The sequence below is a fragment of the Vibrio sp. 1580 genome, assembly GCF_033340055.1.
This window is the reverse complement of the sequence record NZ_JAWOVT010000627.1, coordinates 1-543: the sequence shown is the minus strand read 5'-3', so window position 1 is coordinate 543 and position 543 is coordinate 1. Positions and strand designations below refer to the sequence as shown.

Sequence of the window (543 nt, the reverse complement as noted above, 5' to 3'; positions counted from 1 at the left end):
CTGGCCATCGACATCCGAACCGGTATTAAAAATACCAGCCACTGTGAAGTTGCGCTGACTAGGGATTCGACCAAGAGGGGTAAACTGCGTGGCGTTTGTCACCATTAAACGAACTTTGTCGCCAATAGAAACCTTAAGAGAGCGCGCTAAACTGTGGCCAAGAAACACTTTGTACTCTCCCGCTTGAAGAGAAGACAAACGACCCGCAATCAAATGGTTGGCAATCGGGTCGCCTTTCTTAGGCTCAATCCCAATCAAATAACCTGCCGTCAGTTGTGCCGAACTTTGAATTACCGCCTCTCCGCGAACAACAGGTTCTGGCTCAGCAACATCCGACATCGCTTGAATGAATTGCGGCGCAGACTCCGTCAGTGGAGTGCGACCATCATGTTGAGAAATCACCGCGTGAGGAAGAACACCAAGAATGCGCTCTTTCAGTTGTGCTTCGAATCCGTTCATAACCGAAAGCACAGTGACCAACGCCATCACACCGATCGTGATGCCCGCCGTCGACATATAAGAAACAAATCGGCTAAACCTATC

1 protein-coding gene is annotated in these 543 nt (G+C 49.7%); it reads right to left on the bottom strand.

What is annotated here, in order from left to right:
- Positions 1-543 (bottom strand): ABC transporter permease (locus tag R7093_RS27530; RefSeq protein WP_318147316.1); only part of this gene is annotated, 543 nt, incomplete at both ends.